The organism is Streptomyces marispadix (genome assembly GCF_022524345.1).
Classification (GTDB): domain Bacteria; phylum Actinomycetota; class Actinomycetes; order Streptomycetales; family Streptomycetaceae; genus Streptomyces; species Streptomyces marispadix.
Map to the genome: position 1 here is coordinate 589706 of NZ_JAKWJU010000002.1, position 23133 is coordinate 612838.

At 72.2% G+C, this 23133-nt stretch carries 6 protein-coding genes; 1 reads left to right on the top strand and 5 read right to left on the bottom strand.

Annotated elements, in window-relative coordinates; translation table 11 throughout:
• Positions 1-30: 30 nt before the first annotated feature.
• The 4 genes from MMA15_RS02620 to MMA15_RS02635 are packed head-to-tail and all read right to left on the bottom strand — an operon-like array spanning position 31 to position 20573.
• The gene (locus MMA15_RS02620) at positions 31-1248 is read right to left on the bottom strand and encodes an FAD-dependent oxidoreductase (protein WP_241057307.1); all 1218 of its coding nucleotides are present in this window, start codon (positions 1246-1248) and stop codon (positions 31-33) included.
• Positions 1245-9314 carry a non-ribosomal peptide synthetase gene (locus MMA15_RS02625; protein WP_241057308.1) on the bottom strand — a complete coding sequence of 2690 codons (8070 nt, stop codon included), beginning with the start codon at positions 9312-9314 and terminating at the stop codon, positions 1245-1247. Before MMA15_RS02625 ends, MMA15_RS02620 begins: the two co-directional genes overlap by 4 nt.
• Before the next feature lies 1 nt (position 9315).
• Positions 9316-12606 (bottom strand): non-ribosomal peptide synthetase, encoded by a 3291-nt coding sequence (locus MMA15_RS28135; protein WP_241057309.1) that lies wholly within the window; start codon positions 12604-12606, stop codon positions 9316-9318.
• Positions 12603-20573, bottom strand: coding sequence for a non-ribosomal peptide synthetase/type I polyketide synthase (locus tag MMA15_RS02635; RefSeq protein WP_241057310.1), 7971 nt, complete (start codon positions 20571-20573; stop codon positions 12603-12605). The genes MMA15_RS28135 and MMA15_RS02635 overlap by 4 nt, the downstream gene beginning before the upstream one ends.
• A 538-nt stretch (positions 20574-21111) precedes the next feature.
• Here MMA15_RS02635 and MMA15_RS02640 point away from each other — a divergent pair.
• Positions 21112-21912 carry a tryptophan 2,3-dioxygenase gene (locus MMA15_RS02640; protein ID WP_241057311.1) on the top strand — a complete coding sequence of 267 codons (801 nt, stop codon included), beginning with the start codon at positions 21112-21114 and terminating at the stop codon, positions 21910-21912.
• Between the two features lie 136 nt (positions 21913-22048).
• Here the strand turns inward: MMA15_RS02640 and MMA15_RS02645 are convergent, their stop codons facing one another.
• Complete coding sequence (locus MMA15_RS02645) at positions 22049-22675, bottom strand: class I SAM-dependent methyltransferase (protein ID WP_241057312.1); 627 nt, start codon at positions 22673-22675, stop codon at positions 22049-22051.
• Positions 22676-23133: the final 458 nt, after the last annotated feature.

Sequence of the window (23133 nt, forward strand, 5' to 3'; positions counted from 1 at the left end):
CGGCGGGCTATCACGAGGGCACGCGCACGGTCATCGGCTGCCCGCGGCGTTCACCGCCGACGTGTGGTGCAGCCGGGGCGGCTGCTGAAGGCCGCGCCACATGGCCTCCTGGGTGCGGTGCGCGAAGAAGGTGGTCATGCGGAGGAAGAGCGGCCTCAGCAGCGGATTGTCGACCTGCGGTGCACCGGCGACCTTGAAGATCGTGTCCCGCACCCAGCGGACCCGCTCCAGCCGTGCCTGCTCATACGCCCGCAGTGCCGCCACGGGGTCGCCCGGCTCGGCGGCCATCTCGTCGGCGAGGACCACACCGTCCTCGATGGCCTGGCACGCTCCCTGACCGAGCACGGTCGTCACCGCGTGCGCGGCGTCCCCGAGGAGGGTGACGCGGCCCTTGCTCCAACGGTCGCGCCACTCCCCGTAGTAGAGGTCGGTGCGCAGCAGCCGCTCCTCGGGGGTGTTCTCGACGAGGCAGCGGGGAGGGCCCTCGAAGCGTCCGGCCAGTTCCATGACGTGTGCCCGGCGGGTGCCGGGCTCGTCCTCGCCGCCCGCCGGGGCCGGGTGCCCGATGGTCCAGGTCACGCGGCCGTCGGCGATGTGCCAGGCGCCGCCGTTGACGCCGTGTCGGGTCTGGAACAGGTGGACCGTGCCCTCGGGGACGCCGCAGGCGCTGTCGCTGACGCCCCGGTATGTGGTGACGCCGGTGTAGACGGGCTCGGACACGCCGAAGAGTTCGGCGGCGATGCCGGTCACCCCCGACTTCAGCCCGTCCGCGCCGATCAGCACGTCGCCCTCGGCCTGGGAGCCGTCGTCGAAGCGGACCACGACCCGGTTCTCACCGGAGGAGAAGCCCGTGATGTTGGCGCCGAAGTGGACCTCCACGTCGAGGCTTTCGCATCCCTCGGTCAGGACCCGGGCGAGGTCACCGCGGGCGATGGTGACTCCGGGGGTGCTGCCGGGCGCGGTGAAGTCCTGCACGGGGGTGCGGATGACGGACACGTCGCGTTCCGTCATCACCCGGCTTCGCTCGATGGGGATGCCGTACTCGAAGAGCTGCTTCTCGACGCCGAGTGCCGCGAGTGCCGTGGTGGCGTTGCTCCAGATCGTGACGCCGGTGCCGCTGGTCTCGACGCGGAGGCCGCTGCGCCGCTCGTACACGCGTACAGGGAAGCCCTGACGGCCGAGGGCGAGCGCCGCCGTCAGCCCTCCGATGCCTGCGCCGACGACGAGAACGGTGGGTTTGGCTGTCATCTCATGCCTTTCGCGTGGCGGGTGGCAGGTCCGGGGTGGCAGGTCCGGGTCCGAGGACGGGAAGCCCAAGTGCCCGGCGGTGTACGGCGGTTCAGGCGCCGTCGGGCCGGTCCATGCGGCGGTGCCTGGGGCGGGGCTTCAGGGGGCGGCGGCAGGAAGCCGATCGCCGTCAGCTCCCGCAGATAGCTTCCGAGCAGTGCGTCGTCCACCGTCGGCGGGCGGCGGCCACCCGTCACCCGCAGTGTGTTGGCGGTGTCGAAGACCGGTTCGCGCAGTCCCCTGCGGTCGTCCTGTACGCGCTTGCCGAACAGGGAGAGCGTGGGGCCGAGTTCGCTGCCGGGATGCCGGTCGGCGTGGCCGCGGCACGCCTCGTACCAGTCCTCGAAGGTGTCCCAGCCGGCCGGGTGCCCGGCCAGCCGCAGCGCTCGGTGCACGCCTTCGAAGCTCAGCCGTTCGGTGCCGCCGAACTGGTATGTCCTGCCGAGGTGTTCGCGGCCGCGGGCGGCCTTTGCGACGACGTGCGCGATGTGGTCGACGGGCACGATGTCGGTGCTGAAGTCCAGCGCCGGGACCGAGCCCACCAGGGCGCAGGCACGCAGGATGTGGGTGAAGACGTCGTCGGCACGCCACACCCCGGTGGTGCTGTCCCCGGCGATACGGCCGGGACGGTAGACCGAGACCGGCAGGCCCCGTTCACGCGCGAGGGCGACGATCTGCTCGGCCGCCCACTTGCTCTGGTTGTAGCCGTTCTCGGCGGGCGGTGCCTCGGCGGGCAGCTCGTCCTCGCGTGCGGGCGGATCGCCGTCGCGCCGCAGCGTGAACACCGAGAGGGTCGAGACATGGTGTACGGGCTTGACCGGGCCGGTGCACGCCAGCCGCAGGATCTGCTGCGTACCGCCGACGTTGGTCTCGCGCAGGGCCGAGTAGGGCTTGGCGAAGTTGACGGCCGCTCCGCTGTGGTGGATCTCCTCGACGTGGTGGGCGAGTTGGCGGAAGCCGTCCGGCCCCAGCCCGAGGTGGGGTTCGGCGAGGTCGCCGGGCAGCGCCGTTATCCGCTCCCGCGTCGCCTCGTCCCACCTGTCCCACAGCTTGAGGTCGCGCAGATGGCCGACGAGCTTGTCCCGGGCCGCACTCGAGGTCTCCGCCCTCACGAGACAGACGATCTCGGCACGGGTGCTCGTCAGCAGCGCGTCGAGGAGGAACGCGCCGAGGAATCCGGTCGCTCCCGTCAGCAGCACGGCACGCGGGTCGGGGTTCCACTCCCAGGTGCCGTCCACCCGGATCGCGGGGTCCAGTACGACGTCCTCGGCAGGGTCGGGGCCGTCGCCTGCCGCGTCGTCGCGTGTGACGGCCTCGGCCAGCGCATGAGGGGTGGGACGTTCGAACAGCAGCCGCAGCGGCAGCCCGGCGCCCGGCCAGTCGTCCCGCACGGCGGCGTGAAGACGCGTCGCCGACAGGGAGTTGCCGCCGAGTTCGAAGAAGTCGTCGTGGGCGCCGACCTCCTGGACGCCGAGCACCTGGGCGAAGAGCTCCGCGACACGTGCCTCGGCGGGTGTGGAAGGCGCCGCCTGCCCACCGCGTGCCGCCGTGGCACGGCCCGTCGCGGGAGCGGGCAGGGCGGCGCGGTCCGTCTTGCCGCTGGGGGTACGGGGGAACTCGCGCAGCACGGTCAGATGGGCGGGCACCATGTACTCGGGCAGCCGCTCACGCGCCAACTCATGCAGTTCGGCGACGAGTTCGCCGTGCTTGGCGTGGGTGGCGTGCGCGGTGACGTCGGCGTGCGCGCCCTTCGCGTCGCCCCCGCCCTTCGCGTCGCCCCCGCCCTCGCCGTCCGGGCTCCCCTCGCCGCCTTCGCCGTCCTCGCTCTCCCCGGCCTTCGTGTCCCCTGGCTCGGTGCCCGTACTGACGTATGCCGCGAGCCGGGGATCGCCGGGGACGTCCTCTCGTACGACGGCGACCGCGTCCCGCACCGAGGGGTGAGTGCGCAGCACCTCCTCGATCTCGCCCGGTTCGATGCGGAAGCCGCGGATCTTGACCTGGTCGTCCTCGCGTCCGAGGTACTCCAGCTCGCCGCCGGGCAGCCAGCGCACGAGGTCGCCCGTGCGGTAGAGGCTGCTGCCGGGGCGGTCCGGATCGGGCGGGAAGCGCTCGGCGGTCAGCTCGGGACGGCCCAGATAGCCGCGTCCGACGCCGGGCCCTCCCACATGCAGTTCGCCGGGAACGCCGATCGGCACGGGACGCCCGTCCGGATCGACGACGCGGAGCCGGGCGTTGGGCACCGGACGGCCGATGGGCGGGTGCCCCTCGCCCGGGAGAGGCCCGGAGAGCGTGGCGTAGACGGTGATCTCCGTGGGGCCGTAGGCGTTGACGAGCCGGACGTGTCCTGCCCAGCGGGCCGCGACCGCGGCGGGGCAGTCCTCACCTCCGGAGACGACCGTACGCAGCGAGGGCAGCTCGCCCGGGTCGAGCAGGGCCAGCAGCGACGGCGGGAAGAGCGCGACCGTCGCACCGCCGGAGCGCACCTCCGACGCCAGGTCCTCCCCCGCCAGGGCCGCACCGGCATCGGGGATCACCAGGCAGGCCCCGCCCAGCAGTGCCATGACCCACTCCCACACGGAGGCGTCGAAGCTGGTCGATGCGAACGCCAGCATCCGGTCGTCGGGGCCGACGCCCACCAGGTCGCGGGTCAGATGGAGATCGGCCACTCCACGGTGGGTGATCATCGTGCCCTTGGGGCGGCCGGTGGAGCCGGAGGTGTAGATGACGTACGCCAAGTCGTCCGGCCCGGCGAGGGGTTGGAGATCGCGCTCGTCCTCCCGACCGGCCCCGTGTCCGTTCTGCTCGCCTTCAGCCGGGGGCTCCTCGTCGACGAGGACGATCCTCGCGCGCTCGCCCGTGCCGTCACCGAGGCCACCGCCGAGTCCGTCACCATCGCCGCCACCGTGTCCGCCGCCCGGCCCGTCACCCAGCAGCTCGCTCGCGCGGCCGAGCAGCCCGGACCGTGTCAGTACGACCGGCGCCCCGCAGTCGGCGAGCATGAACCGGACCCGCTCGGACGGGTATCCGGGATCGACGGGCACATAGGCACCGCCCGCCTTGAGCACCGCGAGAATCCCCACGTATGTCTCCACGGAGCGGCCCGTGAGGAGCGCGACGAGGGTGCCCGTGCCCACGCCGAGGCCGCGGAGCCGCCGGGCCAGGCGGTTGGCGCGGGCGTTGAGCTGCCCGTAGGTGACGGTGGCGGCGCCGCTGCTGAGCGCCGCCGCGTCCGGGCGGGCGGCGGCCTGCTCCTCGAAGAGCACATGCGCCGCGACCTCCGGGACCGGCCGCGCCTCGCCACGCGACCAGGACTCCAGGTGCTCGCGGTCCGACTCGGGGAGACGGGGCAGCCCGGAGAGCGGGGCCCGAGGAGCCCGCGCCACCGCGTCGAGGAGTTCGAGATAGTGGTCGAACAGCCGGTCCACGGTGGCCTGTCGGAACAGGTCGGTGTTGTACTCCATCGCCGCGCGCCAGCCGTCCCCGCGCGGCACGATCTCCAGTACCAGGTCGAACTTGGAGGTTCCGGAGTGGACGTCGAAGGGACGCACATCGGCGTCTCCCATACGGGCCTGCGGCACCTCGACGTTGCCGAAGGAGAACACCGTCTGGAACAGCGGGGTACGTGACAGGTCGCGTGCCGCGCCGACCTCGTCGACCAGCCGCTCGAACGGGACGTCGGGGTGTGCGTAGGCACCGACGCAGGTCTCGCGCACGCGGGCCAGCAGTTCGGTGAAGGCGGGGTCGCCGGAGAGGTCGGTGCGCAGCACGAGGTTGTTGACGAAGAAGCCGATGAGGTTCTCCGACTCGGGACGGCCGCGGCCCGCGACGGGCGACCCCACGGCCACGTCCTGCCTGCCGCTGTAGCGCTCGATCAGCACGTCGAACGCGGCGAGCAGCACCATGAACAGCGTGGCGCCCTCGCCGCCGCCGATCTCCTCCAACTTCCGCATGAGCGTGCCCGGGACGGGCCGGTAGCGGATGTCGCCGCGGAACGTCTGCACCGGTGGCCGGGGGTGGTCGGCGGGCAGTTCGACGGGCGTCAGATCGCCCAACCGGTCTTTCCAGTAGGCCAGTTGGCGCTCGGTCTCCGGGGCGGTGAGCTGCCTGCGCTGCCAGTCGGCGTAGTCGCCGTACTGCACGGGCAGCTCGGGCAGTTCCGGCTCCCTTCCGCCGAGTAGCGCCTCGTAGAGGGTCACGAGTTCACGCACGAAGACCGAGACGGACCACCTGTCGCACACGGCGTGGTGGAAGACGAGCGACAGGACGCGGCGCTCCTCGCCGGTGCGCAGCACCGTCACCCGCATCAGGGGCGCATGTGCGAGGTCGAAGGGGCGGGTGGCGGCGTCCCGCAGGATGCGTTCCGTCTCCCGCTCGCGCTCGCCGTCGACCGCGCCCCTCAGGTCGATCCGGTCCAGGGGGACGCTCACGTGCGGGTGTACGGCCTGACGCAGCTCCCCGTCCGTCTCGACCAGGGCCGTACGAAGGGTCTCGTGCCGCTCGGTGAGGCGGGCGAGGGCGTCGGTCAGCGCCGATTCGTCGACGGGGCCGGTCAGTTCGACCTGGGCGGACATCAGATATGCGCGTGTGCTGCCCGGGTCGAGTTCGTGGAGGAACCACAGTCGCGACTGTCCGAGGGAGCTGGGCAGCAGCACGGCCTCCTCGCCGGGCGCGGCGAGGCGGGGCAGCGGTGCGGGCCCCTCGGGGCCGGGGCCCGGGGCGAAGGGGTCAGGGCCGGGGGCGGGACCCTCAGGGCCGGGGGCGGGCGGTTCCTCCTTCTGTGGGGCGGCTCCGCCCGGCGTCTCACGCGCCTGACGAGCAGCCGTGCCCGGCTCCTCCGCCTCCTCTGACGCGTCCAGCTCCTCCGCGAGGGAGGCGACGGTGGGCCGGTCGAAGAGCAGGCGGACGGGAATCCTGCGGCCGAAGCGCTTGCTGAGCTTCCCGGCGACCCGTCCGGCCAGCAGCGAGTGCCCTCCGAGGGCGAAGAAGTCGTCGTCGGCGCCTATCCGTTCGACGCCGAGGATCTCCGCCCATAGGTCCGCGAGATACTCCTCGGTCTCCGTACGGGGCGCGGTGAAGGTGTCAGCCGACGCACGCGCGGTGCCGTCCGGCACGGGCAGGGCGGCCTTGTCGACCTTGCCGTTGGGGGTCCTGGGCATGGCGTCCAGCACCGCGACGGAGGCGGGCACCATGTACTCGGGCAGCCGGGCCAGCGCCAGGTCCCTCAGTTCGCCCACGAGTCGGCCGGGGTCGTCCGGCATGGTGCCGGGCACGACGTACCCGGTGAGCCGCCGGTCCCCGGGTGTGTCCTCCCGCAGGACCACCACGGACTCGCTCACGGCCGCGTGTTCGCGCAGCACCGCTGCGACTTCGCCGGGTTCGACGCGGAACCCCCGGATCTTCACCTGGGAGTCCGCACGCCCGACGAACTCCAGCCGTCCGTCGCTCCGGTAGCGCACCAGGTCGCCCGTCCGGTACATGAGGGCTTCGGCTTCCCCGGGCTCCGGCACGAAGTGGCGTGCTGTCAGCTCCGGTTGGCCGTGGTAGCCGCGTGCGACGCCGGGGCCGCCGATGTACAGCTCTCCGGCGACGGTGACCGGCACCGGGCGTCCGGTCTCGTCCAGCACGCGGAAGCGGGTGTGCGTCAGTGGCCGTCCGAGGGGCACGGGCGACTCGCCCCGGCGTGCGCGGTGGCAACTCGCCCACACGGTGGTCTCGGTGGGCCCGTACACCTGCCATGCCTCGACGCCGGCGGCGGCCATCCGTCCGGCCGTCTCGGGCGTCAGCGGCTCGGCGCCGCACAGGCCGCGGAAGGGATGGGCGGCCTGCCAGCCGGTGTCGAGCAGCAACTGCCAGGCGGCCGGGGTGGCTTGCCAGTACGTGGCCTTCGTGGCGGTCATCCGGGCGGCGAGCCGTTCGCCGTCGACGACGTCGGCGCGGGGGAAGAGCGCGACCGTCGCGCCCGTGGTCAGCGGCAGGAACAGGTCGATCACGGACATGTCGAAGGCGTGCGTGATCGTGGCGGCGACGATGTCGTCCTCGTCGAGGCCCGGTTCGTTCCGCATGGAGTCGAGAAGGTTCGGCAGCCGCCCGTGGGGGATCATCACGCCCTTGGGCCTGCCGGTGGAGCCGGAGGTGTAGATGACGTACGCCAAGTCCTCGGGCCCGGCGAGGGGTTCGGGGTCGGTGGCAGGCTCTCCGGCTGCGGGCCAGGGGTCGTCGTCGAGGTGGATCGTCTCGGCGTCGTGGCGTGGAAGCCGCCCGGCGAGCGTGCGATGGCTGAGCAGCACGGTGATGCCGGAGTCGTCGAGGAGGTAGCGGACCCGTTCGGGCGGGTATTCGGGGTCGATCGGCACATACGTGCCACCGGACTTGAGCACCGCGAGCAGGGCGACGACGAGATCGGGTGTGCGTTCGGTGCACACTCCCACCCGGACCGACGGGGCCACGCCGCGGCGACGCAGCAGATGGGCGAGGCGGTTTGCGCGCTCGTTCAACTCGCGGTAGCTGAGGGCCTGTTCGTCGAGGAAGACGGCGCACTTGCCGCCGAGGCGTGCGGCCTGCTCCTCCACCATGTGGTGCAGGGGCAGATCGCGCAGCGGGGCGCCGGTGTCGCCGGTGCCCCACTGCCGTAGCCGCTGCAGTTCCCGCTCGGGCAGCGCGGGCAGCCGGGACAGCCGCTTGCCGGCCGCGGCGGGGGCCTCTCTCAGGAGCATGCAGAAGTGGTCGAGCATGCGGTCGGCGGTGGCGGCGTCGAACAGGGCCGTGTCGTATTCGAGTTCGGCACGCAGGCCGTCGCCCTCGGGTACGAGTGCGAGGAACAGATCGACCTTGGCCGTGCCGGGGTCGACGGGCACGGGCTCCACTGTCAGGCCCGGCAGGCGCAGTTCGTCGGGCGGGGTGTTGCCCAGCATCAGGATGGCCTGCGCGAGGGGTGCCCTGGACAGATCGCGCTCCGGCCGCAGCTCCTTCACGAGCTGCTCGAACGGCACGTCGGCGTGGGCGTAGGCGCCCAGACACACCTCGCGGCAGCGGTCGACGAGTTCACCGAAGGTGGGGTCGCCGCCCAAGTCCGCACGGAGGACGAGGGTGTTGATGAACATCCCTATGAGGTTCTCCAGTTCGGGCCTGTCGCGGCCCGCGACGGAGGTGCCCACGGGGATGTCGTCCTGCCCGGAGTAGCGCGAGAGCAGCAGGCAGTACGCGGCGTGCAGCACCATGAAGAGGCTGGCCCTGCGCTCCCCGGCGAACTGCTGCAACCGCGCGACCGTCTCCGGCGGTATGTGCGCGATGCGGGTGGCGCCCTGGAAGGACTGCGTCGCGGGGCGCTGCCGGTCGGTGGCCAGGTCGAGCGCCGGGAGGTCCTCCAGCGTCATGCGCCACCAGGCGAGCTGGCCCAGAAGCTCACCGCTGTCGAGGCGCCGGCGCTGCCATGCGGCGTAGTCGCCGTACTGGACGGCGAGCGGGGGCAGATCCGGCTGCCCGCCGGTGACGAACGCCTCGTAGCAGGCGGCGAGTTCACGTACGAACACCGCGCCGGACCACATGTCGCCGATGCCGTGGTGGAAGGTGACGACGAGCACGTGGTCGTCGTCTGCGAGCTTGATGAGCGACACCCGGGCAAGGGGGGCCTCGTCGACGGCGAAGGGTGTCGAGGTCTCCTCTGCGAGCGCCTCCCTCAGGGCGGGGCCGGGGTCGTCGGCGTCCGTCAAGTCCCGTTCGCCCACGGGGAGCCGGCACCGCGGCCCGGGGTCGTGGACGAACTGCACCGGTTCGCCGTCGTCCACGCCGAAGCTCGTACGCAGTGTCTCGTGCCGCTCCACCAGTGCGTCCACGGCTCTCTGGAGGGCAGCGCGGTCCAGGGTGCCGCGCAGATGTGCCGCGCCGTAGCCCAGATAGGCGGCTGCGCTGCCGGGGTCGAGCTGTGCGAGGAACCACAGCCGCTGCTGTCCCGAGGACATCGGCAGCACGAACGGCTGTTCCGTCTCCCCGGCCGCCAGGACTCCGGGCTCCGCTCGCTCCGTCGTCACGTCAACTCTCCTTGCTGTTACGGGCCTTGACGCCCGCCGTCCGCCGCGGGCGTGATGTGCGGGGAGTCGCCACCAGCTCCGGACCGCCGGAGCCGGCCGGGCCCGCCGAAGGCTCCGCGAGCTCCTTCAGCTCCTCTGCGAACTCCGCCAGCACCGGCCGTTCGAAGAGGGTGCGCACCCGAACGTCCCTGTGCAGGGCGGCTTTGAGCCGGCCGGTCACGCGGGTGGCCAGCAGGGAGTGGCCGCCGAGTTCGAAGAAGTCGTCGTAGGCGCCGACTCGGTCGACGCCGAGGAGTTCGGCCCAGACGCCGGCGATGCGCTGCTCCAGCTCGTCGCGTGGGGCTACGTACTCCCCCGCCGCCGTACGGCCGGTGCCGGGCGCGGGAAGGGCCCGCCTGTCGACCTTGCCGTTGGCGGTCAGCGGCAGGGCGTCGAGGAGCACGGCGGCCGAGGGCACCATGTACTCGGGCAGCCCGGCACGCGCCAGCCGGAGCAGCTCGGCGGTCAACTCCTCGCGGGCCTGCGGCTGTCGGGCCTCCGCGTCCGGTACGACGGCGTAGGCGACGAGCCGTACGTCGCCGGGGCGGTCCTCGCGTGCCACGACAAGGGCGTCGTGCACCGCGTCGTGGGCCTTCAGCACCTGGGCGATCTCCCCCGGTTCGACGCGGAAGCCGCGGACCTTGACCTGGTCGTCGACCCGTCCCAGGACCTCCAGTTCGCCGCTGTCGAGCAGCCGCGCCAGGTCGCCCGACCGGTACATACGCTCGCCGCCGCCCGCGAACGGGTCGGGCAGGAACCGCTGTTCGGTCAGCTCGGGCAGATTGCGGTAGCCGCGGGCCACGCCGGGCCCGGAGACGTACATCTCCCCCGCAACCCCCTGCGGCACGGGGCGCAGATGCGGGTCGAGGAGGCGGATGCGCAGGTCGGGCAGCGGACGCCCGATGTTGCTGCGTACGCCCGAGGCCGTGTCCTGCCGGGTCACCCGGTGGAATGTGGCGTGCACGGTGACCTCGGTGATGCCGTAGAGATTGACCAGCCGCGGCTCGTCGTCGCCGAAGCGGCCGAACCAGGGGGCCAGCGCGGGCACGTCCAGATATTCGCCCGCGAACAGCACGTATTTCAGGGGAGGTTGCTTGTCCTCGCTGTCGATGGCGTGCTGCATGTACGGGCGGAACGCGGACGGCGTCTGGCTGAAGACCGTCACGCCCTCGTCGGCGAGCAGGGCGTGCAGCGCGTCGGGGGCGCGCACCGTCTCGCGTGGAACGACCACGAGGCGTGCCCCCGTTGCGAAGGCGCCCCACATCTCGTAGACCGACACGTCGAAGGCATAGGAGTGGCACAGGCTCCATACGTCCCCGGCGTCGAGGTCCATGAGCCGTTCCGCGCCGCGCACCAGGCGGACGACGTTGGAGTGCGGCAGCTCCACTCCCTTCGGGCGGCCAGTGGACCCCGAGGTGTAGATGACATACGCGAGGTCGGAGGGCTCGGTGCCCGGCGCGGGCGCCGTGGTCCCGTGTGCACCTATCGCCTCCGCGTCGGCGTCCAGGTCGACGGTCCGGCCGTCGAAGCGGGGTGCGCGGTCCGCGGCGGCCCCGTGGGTGACCAGCAGTGAGGCGCCCGCGTCGGCGAGTACGTAGGCCATGCGCTCACGGGGCTGGGCCAGGTCGAGCGGCACGTACGCCGCGCCGCTCTTGAGCACGCCGAGGACGCCCACGACCAAGTCGGCGGTGCGCTCCAGGCACAGGCCGATCCGCTCCTCCGGTCCGGCGCCCAGCTCGCGCAGACGGTGCGCGAGCTGATTCGCGCGCTCCTCCAGCTCACGGTAGGTGAGGGTGTCGGTGCCGCTGACGAGGGCGACGGCGTCCGGCGTGCGGGCGGCCTGGCGGCTGAAGATGTCGTGGAGGCAGACGCCGGAGTCGTCCTCGACCGGCTGCGGTTCGTGTCCGCCGTCCAGCAGCCTGATGCGCTCCTCGGGCGTGTACGGCTCGATCTCGCCGAGGGTTCCCTCCGGGTTTCCGGCCATGCCGCCCAGCAGGTTGTCGAAGTGGGTCAGCAGCGTCTCCGCGACGGGCCCGGGGAAGCGGCGCCGGTCGTGCACCAGGCGGGGCGGCAGCTCCTCCTGGGGGAAGACGACCATGGTCAGCGGGTAGTGGGGCCTGCCGTCGTAGGAGAAGCCGGTGATCTCCAGCCCGTGCAGGGCCATTTCGGGCGGCGGGGTGTTCTCGAAGGCGAGGTCGGTCTCGAACAGCGGCTGCCCGCCGGGCAGTTCGGCCCAGCGGGGGAAGAGGTGCAGGGGGACGTCGGCGTGTTCGCGTGCGGCGGTCATCGCCTCCTGTAGGCGCCGCAGCCACGGCAGCAGCCGCTCGGCGGGGTCGATGCGGGCCCGTACGGGCGTCGTGGTGATCATCGGGCCGACGATGGTCTCCGCGCCGGGCAGCCCGGTGGGCCGGTGGGTGGAGGTGGCGCCGCTGACGACGTCGTCGCGGCCGGTGTAGCGGCCCAGCAGCAGCAACCAGGCGCCCTGCACAAGGGTGTTGAGCGTCAGCCGGTTCCCTCGGGCGAGGTCGTCGAGGTCCCGTACGAGCGAGCCGAGGGAGCGGTCGGGTACGAAGCTGTGCGTGGGGCCCTGGGGCTCCGGCGCGGGCGGGCCGATCTCCAGCGCGGGGGGCGGCACGTATCCGGCCAGTTCGCGGCGCCAGAACTCCTCGGCCCCCGCCGTGTCCTGCTGCTTCCACCACGCCACGTAGTCGCGGTAGGAGGAGGCGGGCGCCAGACCGGCAGGCTCCGCGCGGCAGGCGGCGGCGTACAGCGCGGCGAACTCCTGGAGGACCAGGCCGAACGACCAGCCGTCCATGACGAGATGGGGGAAGCTCCAGAAGAAGCGGTACTGCTCGTCCTCGAAGCGGATCAGGGCGAGCCTCATCAGCGGGGGCCTGCGCAGATCGAAGCCCAGCCGCCGCTGTTCGGCGCGGAACGCCTCGTAGCGCTCCTCCCGTTCGCCGGGTGCCACCGACCGCCAGTCGTGCTCCTCGACGGGTACGTCGACATGGCGGTGCACGGCCTGGAGGGACTTGCCGACCTCCTCCCAGTGGAAGCCGGTACGCAGGATCGGATGGCGTGCGGCGACGTCCTGCCACGCCTTGCGGAAGGCCGCCGGGTCCAGGTGCCCGCTGAGGGTGAAGGAGAGCTGTTCCAGGTACACGCCGGAGGAGGGGGCGAAGAGGCTGTGGAAGAGCATCCCTTCCTGGATGGGCGTCAACTCGTAGACGTCCTGGAGGTTTTCGGGCTTCACAGGGCCTCCTCGGCGTGTGCGGTCGTGCCGGTTCGGGACGGGGAGGTCCCGGAGGTCTCGCCGTTCCCGGCGAGGGCGCCGAGGAACGTGTCGAGGGTGTTCTGGTCCAGCCCGGCGAGGGGGAAGTCGTCGGGGCCGACGACCGCCCGGTCGGTGTCGCGGCAGTGTTCGGCGATCCGCCGGAAGGCGTCGGGAAGCGCCTCGCTGAGGGCGGCCAGCCGTGCACCGGACGGCTCGCCCGCGCGGCAGGCGAGCGTCGCCCGCAGTCGGCCCTCCTCCAGGTGGGTGCTGAGGACGACGGGGTGGTCCGCGCCGTTCAGCGCCGGGGGACCCGTGGGCCGCAGGCGCCCGTCGGCGGGGAGGTCCAGTTCGCCGAGGTGGCGGACCAGGACCTGCGCGGGCGGGGACGCGGGGGCGTTCTCGTCCGAAGTACCGCGGCGGGACTGGTCCTTGACGGTACGGAGCAGGGCGCCGACGTCGGCGGAGCGATCGGCGCCGGTCGGGTCGGCGGCGGTGTCGGCTGTGGCGTCGGCTGTGGTTTCCGCGGCGGCGCGCCCGCCGCCGTCGGCTGCGGTGCCGGCACCGCCGTCCCCGTCGCCGTTGCCATTGCCGTCCCCGTCGCCGTCGCTGCCCGTGCTGAGTGCCAGCGGGACAAGGGAGTTGAAGCTGCCTGCTGTCGACTCCGCGCCCGCACCGGCCTCCTCACTGCCGCGCAGATCGTTCTCCAGGTCGTAACGCAGCAGCCGTGGCCCGCCGCCGGCGGAAGCGGCCAGCGCGAAGGCCGCCGCGACCGCCTCGGAGGGCGTGAGCCGGTATGCCGCCGACGTGCTCTTCAGCAGCTCCGCCGTGTCCTCCTCGGGGAGTTCCACCTGGAGGGCGTGCTCGATGTCGCCGTCCGCGAGTTCCACGACGCGGAGCGGCGCCGGTTCGTCCGCCGTTTCCGCGTCCTCGGCCGTATGGGCGCCGTCGCCGCCGGGCGCTTCGCCGGGCTCGTGCCCCGCGCCCGCCAGCGCGGCCAGGGCCCGCATCCGCTGCGGGTCCTGTGCGGGCAGCGCCGGGTCCTCTCCGTTCGCGGCGGCCTCGACGGCCAGGCAGAGGTCGCCGAGGAGCACCCGCCAGGACCCGGCGTCGACGAACAGTTCATGGACGAGCCACACCATGCGCCGCTCCGACTCCCCCAGGCGGAACAGCGCGGCCTTAGCCACCGGCCCGGACCGCGGGCACAGTTCGCCCCGCATCTCCTCGACCATGCTCGTGAAGGCACGCTCACGCCGGTCCTCGGGCAGCGCGGTCAGATCGATGTCGGGCACCGCGGACTCGTCCGCGTCCGGGGTCTTGCGGACGGTCCGCCAGCCGCCGTCCGCTTCGGCCAGCCGCATGTGGAGCGCCGTATGGTGCCGCGTCACGGCGGCGAGCGCCGATTCGAGCCAGGCGGGCCGCACTTCGGCGGCGACGTGCAGCTCCGCACGGTGAACTCCCGCCGGCAGCCCGGGAGTCGCCCACTCGACGAGCTGCCGCTGGCGCCGTGTCAGCGGCTCCGTAGCGGCCGAACCGGTCACGGTGGCGCCGCGCGACTCCAGTTCGGCGGCGAGTTCCTCGAGCGTCTCGTGCTGGAAGAGGTCGGCCGCGGTGAACTCCAGGCCCTCGGCGTTGGCGCGGGAGACGATCTGGATGCCCATGATCGAATTGCCGCCCACCGAGAAGAAGTTGTCGCTAGGCCCGATCCCGGAGACCCCTACGACCTCCGCGACGATCTCCACCAGCCGCGCCGCGACAGGTCCCGCGGCGGCGCCGGAGCCGCCCTCGGCACGCACCGGGTCGGGCAGCGCCGCACGGTCGACCTTGCCGTTCGCACTGAGCGGCAGCCGGTCCAGTACGAGGAAGACGGACGGCACCATGTAGCTCGGCAGCACCCGCTCCGCCAGGGCCCGCACCTCGTCGAGCAGCGCCTCCTCCGACTCGGGCGTACGTCCGGCGTCCGCCGTGCCGGGCTCCCCCGGCACGGCGGACGCGGCGGGCTCGGCGGGCACCACATACGCCACGAGTCGACGGTTGTGCCGGTCGCCCGGCGCGGCCGCCACGGCGGCGCTCACGCCCTCGTGCCGCGCCAACGCGGCCTCGATCTCGCCGAGTTCGATACGGAAGCCGCCGATCTTGACCTGGAAGTCCTCGCGGCCGAGGAACTCCAGTGTCCCGTCGGGCAGCCGCCGCCCCAGGTCGCCGGTGCGGTAGAGCCTCTCGCCCGTCTCCGGCCAGGTGACGAAGGACGCCCGCGTACGCTCCTCGTCCCGCCAGTAGCCCATGGCCAGTCCGGCACCGCCGATGTACAGCTCGCCGGTGACCCAGACCGGGCAGGTCTCCATACGGTCGTTGAGCACGTGGAAGGTCTGGTTGCGCAGCGGCGTGCCGTACGGGACGGAGTCGCGGGCGCCGTCCCTGTCCGGGTCGATCGGATGCCAGATGGACCACACCGCCGCCTCGGTGGCGCCGCCCAGGCTGACCGGCTCCAGGTGCGGGATCAACTCCCGTAGCTGTGCGGGGAGTTCGACGGGAATCCAGTCGCCCGACATCAGGGCGAGCCGCAGCGGGTTACCGGCCGCCTCGTGCCTTGCGGACCGCTCGCTTTCGCCGTCCGCGCCGCTGAGCCCCGAGAGGTGTTCGGCGTACATGCGCAGCAGCGCCGGAACGCTGTTCCACAGCGTGACCCGGTGCCTTCGCACCAGCTCGTCCCAGTGGCCGGGGTCGCGGCTCGTGCCCGGCAAGGGGAGGACGAGCCTGCCTCCGGCGCCCAGGACTCCGAAGATGTCGTACACGGACAGGTCGAAGCTGAGCGACGAGAGGCCCAGCACGGCGTCCTCGGGGCCGACGGAGAAGCGCTCGTTGATGTCCGTCAACGTGTTCAGCGCGGCCTGGTGGGAGAGCATCACGCCCTTGGGTTCGCCGGTGGAGCCCGAGGTGAAGATGGTGTAGGCGAGGTCGCCGGGTGCCTGTACGGGCTCGGGCGGTGTGCCGTCGGCGCCGGGCCCTTCCGGGTCGGCGCCCGGCTCGACGGCGACCTCGACCTCGCGGATGCCCTCGGCCCAGGCGTGCCCGGAGCCGCCCTTCGGCACGAGCACGAGCCGTACCTCGCCGCGTTCGCACAGATGGTCCTGCCGTTCGGCGGGCAGGGCCGGGTCGACCGGCAGATAGGCGGCGCCCGCGAGCTGCACGGCGAGCGCCGCGACGATCTGCTCGCAGCTCTTCTCGACGGCCACGGCGATCAGCCGACCGGGACCGGCGCCCAGGGCGCGCAGCCGGTGCGCCAGCACACACGCGTGCGACCGCAGCCGTCCGTATGTCAGCTCGGCGCCCGAGGCGGAGACGACCGCGACACGTTCGGGATGTTCGGCCGCCCTCGCCATCAGCGGCGCGTAGAGGAAGTCCTCCTGGAGAGGCCCGCCGGTGGCGTTGACGCTCTCGGTGAGCTGACGCTGCTCCTCCGGCAGCGGGCAGCGCGGGGTGTCACGCCACGCCTCGTCCGATGCCGCCAGGTCCGTGACCAGCCGGTGGAAGGCGTCGAAGACCGCCTCGATCACGCCCTCGGGGAAGAGCTGCCTGACCCAGTGCCAACTGAGCTGCACGCCTTCGGCGTTCTCCATGACGGCGAAGTCGAGCCACACCTGCGGCGTCTGGGCGATCTCGTGCTCCATGGTGCCCAGCCAGCCGAACATGGAGGCGTCCTCCGCCTCGTTCTCCTGCACGAGGGTGCTGGTGAAGACGACGGGCATCACCGAGCCGCTGGTGCCGCCGCGCCGCCGGGCCATCTCGCGGAGGATCTCCACCCCGTTGAGGTAGCGGTGCTCCAGGTCGGCCCAGCTCTGCCGCTGCATGGCGGTGGCGAGTTCGCCGAAGCTCCGCTCTCGCGAGAGGTCCACGGGCAGCAGGTCGAACGAGGCGAACTCGCCGACGAGGTCGCGGACGTCCTCGTGTACCTGGAGACGGTTGATCACGGTGACGTTCAGAGTGAAGGACGCCGACCGCGACCAGGTGCCCAGCGCCGCCGCGTAGGCGGTGAGCATCGCCGCGGACGGTGTGACACCGGCCGCCGCGGCGCGCTCCTTGAACGCGTCCCACTGTGCGGTCGCCAACTGGGCGTTGCGGGCGGTGAATTCGGGGTCCTTGAGGGAGCCGGGGCTGAGTGCCAGCGGAAGGTCGGGGCCGGGCGGCAGCTCGGCCACGCGTTCGCGCCAGTACGCCAGTGAGCGCTCGTAGAGTGCGGTGCCGCGCAGTTCCTCGGATGCGAGTACATAGTCGCGGTAGGAGATGCGCAGGGGACGGATCTCGTCCTCGCGGCCCTGGTAGTACCTGCGCCAGTCCCGCACCAGCAGCCGGATGCTGCCGATGTCGGCGATCAGCAGGTCGAAGCTGAAGTGCAGCCGGGCGCGTTCTTCGGGGAGCAGCGTGACCCGCACGTCGAACAGGGGCCACTCGTCCGCGGGCCGCACCTCCCGGGAGTGCTTCTCCCGCAGCTCCGCCAGGCGCCGTTCGCCTTCCTCGGCGGGGGCGTCGCGCAGGTCGAGCAGCCCGAAGCGGTAGGGCCGGGTGCCGGGCAGGATGTGCTGGCGGCCGTCGTTCCCGATGACGGCACGCAGCATGTGGTGGCGTTCGACGACCTGCTGCCAGGCCGCCTCCAGCCGTGCCAGGTCGACGTCGGGGGCGAGTTCGACCTCCCAGTAGACGTGTGCCGCGACGTTGCCGCCCTCGAAGCTGTCCTGGCGGCCGATCCACTGGGCCTGCTGCATCTCCGACAGCGGGAACGGCTCGTGGAGGTGTTCCGAGTCGGGCCGCGCCACGGGCAGTTCGCCACCGCGGGACTCCGGGTCCTCCGTGCTTACGGCCCTGCCGCCGGTCGTCGCTTCCGGGGCGGCGGGCTCGCCCGCGCCGGCTCCGTTCTCCGCGAGCAGTGCCGCCAGTCCCGCCACGGTGGGTTCGGCGAGCAGGTCGCCGAGCTTCACGCCGACGCCGAGGCCGGCCTTGACGCGTTCGACCATGCGCGCCGCGAGCAGCGAATGCCCGCCCAGTTCCATGAAGTTGTCGTGGACGCCGACGGGTGCGACGCCCAGCAGCTCCTGCCACACGGCCACGAGCCGCCGGTCGAGGTCGTCGCGGGGTTCGGCGTACTCCGTGGTCAGGGCCGGCCTGGGATCGAAGGCGCCCATCGGCGCGGGCCCGCCGTCGCCGGTCTCCTCCTCCGGCTCGGCGGCCTGGAGGACATAGCCGCCGGGCTTGGCCCGCCGACCGCCGGGAGCCGCCTCGATCCAGTAGCGGCGCCGCTCGAACGGATACGTCGGCAGTCCCGTGCGGCTGGCCGTGCCCCCCTGCACCCGGTCCCAGTCGATGTCGCCGCCGGCCGTCCACAGCCTGCCGAGTCCCAGCATGAACCGCCTTACGTCGTCCCCCTCTTCGCCCGCCGACGGCAGCAGCGGAACGGTGACCGAGCCCCGGCCGCGCGCCGTCGAGCGGGCCAGGGTGCTGAGCGTGGACCCGGGCCCGGCCTCCAGCAGAACGCAGGGGCCGGACTCGGTGAGCTTCAGTACGCCGTCGCTGAAGCGGACCGGTTCCCGGATGTGGTGGACCCAGTGGTCGGGGTCGGTGGCACGCTCCGGGGTGATCCAGTCGCCCGTGCGGTTCTCCACGTAGGGGACGGCCGGTTCATGGAAGTCGACGCACGACAGCTCGTCGGCGAAGCGGCTCATCATCGGCTCGACCATGGCCGAGTGGAAGGCGTGCGAGGTGTGCAACTCCCTTACGGGCGTGCCCTGTTCGCCGAGGAGCCGGGCGAAGGAGCGAAGCTTCGGCTCGGGTCCGGAGACCGCGCACACGTCGGGTGCGTTGACCGCCGCCAGGGAGAGCCCCTCGGGCAGCCGCTCGATCACCTGCTCCTCGGGCAGGGCGACGGACAGCATGCCGCCGGGCGGCAGCTCCTGCATCAGCCGCCCGCGTACGGCGACGAGCCGCAGCGCGTCCGGCAGTGAGAAGACCCCGGAGCGGCAGGCCGCGACGATCTCGCCGACGCTGTGGCCGATCATGGCGTCCGGGCGGACGCCGACGCTCTCCAGCAGCCCGGCGAGGGCGTAGCCGATGACGAAGAGCGCGGGCTGGGCGAGGGACGTCTGGCGCAGCAGACCCGCCGCCGCGCCCGGATCGGTGGCGGCGGCCGGGTGGATCACCTCGCGGAGGTCGTGGCCGAGTTCGTCGAAGAGCAGGTCGGCGCAGGTGTCCACGCAGTCGCTGAACACCGGCTCCTGCTCGTACAACAGCCGTGCCATGCCCGGGTACTGGCTTCCCTGCCCGGGGAACATCAGGGCGATGCGAGGCTCGGGGACGGCCGCCGACGTGGCTGTCGACGCGGAGTCCCTTGTCTCCAGGGCCTGTCGGGCCTCCGAGGCACCCGCGGCCACGACGAGCCTGCGGTGCCGGTGCGCGGTCCGCCCCTGCTGGAGGGTGGTCGCGGTATCGGAGAGGTCTTCGGTCTCCGTGGCGGTGAGGGCGGCGGCGAGGCCGTCGGTGGCCGCTTCGAGGGAGGCGGGCGTGCGCGCCGACAGCGGCAGCAGGAACAGGTCCCGGGTGAAGGGCACCGAGGGTGCGGGCTCGGGCCCCTCTTCCAGTACGACGTGGGCGTTGGTGCCGCCCATGCCGAAGGAGCTGACGCCGATGCGCCGCGGCATGGCGTCGGGCCGCCAGTCCTCCAGCTCCGTGACGACCCTGAACCGCGTCTCGTCCAGGCGTAGTTCGGGGTTGGGCCGGTCGAAGTTGAGGCTGGGAACGAGCTGCCGGTGCCGTAGCTGGAGCACGCTCTTGATGAATCCGGCGATGCCTGCCGCCTCCGCCAGATGCCCGACGTTGGACTTCACCGAACTCAGCGCGCACGACGCGGAGGAGGCCGTGCGCCTGCTGAACACCCGGCTGAGCGCGGTGACTTCGATGGGGTCGCCCAGCGGCGTGGCCGTGCCGTGCCCTTCGAGCGCGGTCACGGTGTCCGGCTCGACCTCGCCGACGCCGAGGGCACCGGCGATGGCGCGGGCCTGGCCGTCCACGCCCGGAGCCGTGTAACCCACCTTCGCCGAGCCGTCGTTGGTGACGGCGGAGCCCTTGACCACGGCGTCTATCCGGTCGCCGTCGGCGATGGCGTCCACCAGCCGCTTGAGTACGACGGCGCCCACGCCGCTGCCGAACATGGTGCCGCTGCACTCGGCGTCGAAGGACCGGGTGTGTCCGTCCGCGGAGAAGATCATCCCCTGGCGGTGGAGATAGCCGCGCCCCTGGGGCAGCCTCAGCGAGGCGCCGCCCACGAGGGCGATGTCGCACTCGTGCCCCAGCAGTCCCTGTACGGCCATATGCACCGCGACCAGCGACGACGAGCACGCCGTCTGCACGGACACGGCGGGCCCGTCGAGGCCCAGGCCGTAGCTGATCCGGCTGGCGAGATAGTCCTTGTCGTTCGTCGTGAGGAGTTCCGTCACGTCGGCGATGTCGTCGAACCCCGGCCCGGCGGTGAGCAGATGGGAGATGAGATACGTGGACAGGCTGCTCCCCGCGTAGACGGCGATGGAGCCGGGGAAGACGGCGGGCACGCACCCGGCGTCCTCCAGCGCGGCGTGTGCCGTCTCCAGCAGCATCCGCTGCTGGGGGTCGACCATGGCGGCGTCGCGGGCGTTGTAGCCGAAGAACGCGGCGTCGAAGAGTTCGGGCCCGTCGAGCACGGAGCCGGCCTTCACGAACGCCGGGTCGGCGAGCAGTTCCTCGGCGACGCCCTTCTCCCTCAGTTCGGCGTCGTCGAAGAAGGTGACCGACTCCGTCCCACTGCGCAGGTTCTGCCAGAAGCGCGCCACGTCGGCCGCGCCGGGGAACCGCCCGGCCATGCCGATGACCGCGATGTCGCCGTCCGCGGCGGGCTCCGAGGGGGTGCTGTTGTGGGATGTGGTCATGCCCGGGCTCCTCCTGTGTGTGCGGTGACGGCCCGGTGCGCCGGGCCGCCCCTTTCGAGGAGCGGTGAGGGCGTCCCGGGCCGCGGTCGCACGCCGAACGGCGGCCTGGTCGTACGGAAGGCCGGACGTGATCGGTGCCACGGTCCGGCCACACAGCGAGGATGCAGAGATCGCCGGGATCAGTCGCACCTCGTTCAGAGAGGTCCTTCGTACCGCCGGGAGGGGCCCCGTCGGACAGCCACAACTGCCGGGGCCGATGGCGTCGCCGGTGCGGCCCCCGGCCCGTGCCCTTCTCCCCGGCCCGATCGGGCACCCCGGCCGGGCTCCTCGGCGGGGGCTGGTGTCCGTGAGTGAGAGCGCGGCGCCGCGCGGGGCCGTCGCTCACGGGCCCGTGGGCGGCGGGAGGCGGTGCCGTAGAAGGGTGCGGTGGCAATCCGGGTACGTCGGTCGGCCGCCCAGGAAGCGGATTGCCGTCCATGAGGCCGACTCTCAGTCTGGGGCCCGGAGTTGAGGCGAAATCGCGAGCTAAGGAGCACCGATGAAAGGCTCGACCGCCGGTTCCGGGACAGCGGGCGTGAACGGCTGCCCTGTGGCGCACCAGCCCTCCGGTGCCGGCGACGCGGGACCCGGCTACGGCGACCTTCTCCGCCTTGACGAGCTGCTCGCTCTCCCTCCCGGGCCCACGAAGCTCCACGACGAGCATCTGTTCTACGTCGCGCACATGGTCTACGAGCTGTGGTTCAAGGTGATCCTCGACGAGCTGGAGTGCGCCCGCGACGGGATGTTCACCGGCGACGTGCCGCGTGCCCTCTACTGTCTCCGGCGGGTGGCGACGATCGAGCGCGTGATGGTCCAGCAGGTCGAGGTGCTGGAGACCATCAGCCCGGGGAGTTTCGCCAGGCTCAGGCCGTTGCTGTACCAGGCGAGCGGCATACAGTCCGTGCAGTTCCGGGAGATCGAGTTCCTCTCCGGCCTCAAGGACGAGCGTCATCTGGGGCGCGGCGATCTGCGCCCGGCGGACCGGGAGTCACTGAGGCGCCGACTCGCCGAACCGACTCTGGGCGACGCCTTCCGTGAACTGCGCCGGAGGCGGGGCGACCCGGACCTGCTGGAGCTGCTACGCGAGGAGATACCCGACTCCGAACTGCTCTCCGTCGCCGAGGCGTTGACGGACCACGACGAGCAGTTCAGCGTCTGGCGTTCCCGGCACGTGCACATGGTGGAGCGGATCATCGGCGCGAAGCCCGGCACGGGCGGATCGAGCGGCGTGCACTATCTGCGTTCGACGCTCGACGAGCGCTTCTTCCCCGAGCTGTGGGAGCTGCGCACCCGCCTTTAGCCGTGCCGCGGCTCGCTGCCGGACCCCGGCCGCCGGCCGTACCGGACCCACCCCCCAACCCCGGGGGGGGCGTCCGCACCGAGTGCGGGCCGCTGCCCTCCCCCTCAGTCGAGAGCCGTCGAGATCACTGACGCACTCACTTACGGACCATCAGAAAGCACGCCATCTTCGAATCGAGCGGCGGCTCCGGAAGACGCTCGATGGTGAAGTCGTCGCCGAACAGCTCGTGTTCCTCGCCCGGGCGTATGCCGCTGAGGAACCGGGAGACGCCCTGGAAGGCGAACCTGGGCAGTTCCTCGTCGTCGCTCTCGGTGTAGAAACACCACAGCACGACCATCGACCCGGGATGGGAGAACCGCTTGAAGTTGGCGGCCATGTCCAGCCTGTCCTGGCCCGTCAGGTCGTCGAGTGTGCCGAAGTCGAGCAGCAGGTCGTAGGTTCCCTCGACGCCGGGGATGGACGGCCGGGTGAGGTTCCCCTTGACGAAGCGGACGCGGTCCGTGACTCCCGCGGCGGCGGCGGCCTTACGTGCCTTGCGCAGGGCGACGGGCGTGAAGTCCACGCCCGTCACGTCGTCGAAGCCCTGCTCGGCGAGGTAGACGGAGCAAGTGCCGCTGCCGCAGCCCAGGTCGAGTACGCGCTTCTGCTCGGTGGGCGAGATCCGGTTCTCCTTCACCAGCTCCACGAGGTTCTCCCGTACGCCTCCTTCCCAGGGGGCCCCGACCCGGTACAGCACGTCGTACATCCAGCGTTTGACAGTCACGAGTTCTCCCTCTGGTGACGTTCGGGCGCGCAGCGCTGTTCACAGGCGCATGGTCGCCAGGGCGCGACAGACCGGACAACCGCCATGAGCGCGCACGAAAGACCAAGGGCGCAGGTAGCTGATCACCCCCTCGCCCGGGGAGTGCCCACATGGGTACGTGCGGCCGCGCACCCGGAGGCAGCCGGTCCCGCCGAAAGCCCGTCCCGCCGGTGTCGCTGCTCGCCCACGCCACGCAGGGCAACGGGCACGCCGGACCTGCCCCGGCACCGCGCGGCGGCTCGTGTCCGCCGGCAGCGCCCGCCTTCGAGCCCTCGACTCCCCACGCATTCAAGGCGCTTGTGCCGGGACTCGCGCGGGGCCCCGTCCACGCCGCCGCCCAGGCCCGAACCAGGGCCCGTCTGGAAGTGCATGGCATTCGGGGTGCGGCTTCCGTACCCGTTCGGTCACCTCTCCCGGGG